The sequence below is a fragment of the Sphingobium sp. genome (genome assembly GCF_033795625.1).
Classification (GTDB): Bacteria; Pseudomonadota; Alphaproteobacteria; order Sphingomonadales; family Sphingomonadaceae; genus Sphingobium.
In genome coordinates this window covers 1-964 of the sequence record NZ_JARYGI010000092.1, presented here as the reverse complement: position 1 = coordinate 964, position 964 = coordinate 1, and the positions used below count along the sequence as shown (strand labels likewise).

At 48.4% G+C, this 964-nt stretch carries 2 protein-coding genes; both read left to right on the top strand.

The annotated features are described in order from the left end of the window. On the top strand, positions 1–204 hold a 204-nt coding region (locus QHC67_RS18710), incomplete at its 5' end, for a hypothetical protein (RefSeq protein WP_319296667.1). 482 nt (positions 205–686) lie between these two features. Then, positions 687–917, top strand: a complete 231-nt coding sequence (locus QHC67_RS18705; protein WP_319296665.1) for a hypothetical protein — start codon at positions 687–689, stop codon at positions 915–917. Positions 918–964 lie beyond the last annotated feature (47 nt).

Here is a 964-nt window from a genome sequence, read left to right as displayed (position 1 = left end):
CTGGCAAAGGCAGCGCTTCATCAGCCCTCCGCTGCCAAACAGGCGTCAGAACGCGAGGTTGATAGAGGTGCCCAACTAAGTGGTTTTTGCCATTTATGCCCATCAGAACCGCAGCATTGCTGGCTTTTTTCCGTGGGGGAGGGAATTGGAACCCAAAGACGAAAAAAATTTAACTTGAATTTAGATTTGGCTGTGTTTTTATGAGGATAGAAAGCGTGTCATGTTCTCTGAAGTTGATTTTGAGGCATGAGCAAGATCAGCTCATTTAGATGAGGTGATCGACGATGAGAAATTACCTGAGTTAATAAGAGTTCGTGTTCATGTGATTAAGATAGAGTAGCAGGAGTGCCACCGGATTTCAGTTGTCTGTGAATCTGTTCGAGATGATTGAGGAGAGATGGCTGTGAGGTTGAAATAAATGTGCAAGGATCACGATCCTCAGGCGCAAAGTCTTCTTTCAAACAATATAGTTCTGAGACCCACGTGTGCTTGAAGCATACTGAAGGTTTGATAGCGTGCATGTTCACATATTGAGTAATGGCTAGCGGGACGTTTACCTGCTCGATAGCATTCGTTCAGAATGATCATGCCCGGATATTTAGTCCAGTTCAGCCGCGGCCAGACCAAAATCTAACGTAACATTGTAATCGGAAACAATTTCTCTCGACGTTTCGAAAGGAAACAGGATGTCTGTGCAAGCAAAAGTAGCACCCGCAGGTGACGCGGTATCTTCGGGCGTCGAGAAGGTCATCATCGACGGCATCACTCTTGCACCCGGCGACAATATAGCGCTTGCGCTGTCGCCCGACATGATCGGCGGCTATTCCCACCAAGGCGCGGATCTCCTGATCCAATTGAAAACCGGCGAAACGATCCGCATCGGCAACTTGGGCACCTCTATCAACCTCGCGTTCTGACGCCTGTTTGGCAGCGGAGGGCTGATGAAGCGCTGCCTTTGCCAGTT

What these genes read in the sequence shown, in the direction of transcription:
- QHC67_RS18705 (WP_319296665.1), top strand. Translation starts at nt 687, where the DNA reads ATGTCTGTGCAAGCAAAAGTAGCACCCGCAGGTGACGCGGTATCTTCG.